The organism is Pseudophaeobacter profundi (assembly GCF_029697505.1).
GTDB classification, from domain to species: domain Bacteria; phylum Pseudomonadota; class Alphaproteobacteria; order Rhodobacterales; family Rhodobacteraceae; genus Pseudophaeobacter; species Pseudophaeobacter profundi.
On record NZ_JARJEF010000236.1, the window covers coordinates 1 to 276 of the forward strand.

The following is a 276-nucleotide window of genomic DNA, read 5'->3' on the forward strand; positions in this document are numbered from 1 at the left end:
TGCCGCCGCTGATGGGATGGGCCGCCTGTTCCGGTACTCTGGACCCCGCCGCCTGGGTGCTCGCAGGGATGCTCTACGCCTGGCAGTTCCCTCACTTCAACGCTCTCTCCTGGAACCTGCGACCCGACTACTCACGCGCTGGCTACCGGATGATGTCCGTCACCAATCCAGGCTTGTGCCGGAGAACCGCACTTCGCTACACGGCTCTGATCGTGCCGTTGTCTGTGTCGGCAACTCTGTTGGACATGACCAATGATTGGTTCGCTTACGCTTCGC

1 protein-coding gene is annotated in these 276 nt (G+C 61.6%); it reads left to right on the top strand.

All coding sequences use genetic code 11. The features are described from left to right. On the top strand, positions 1-276 hold a 276-nt coding region (locus P2081_RS20845; RefSeq protein WP_278924697.1), incomplete at both ends, for a UbiA family prenyltransferase.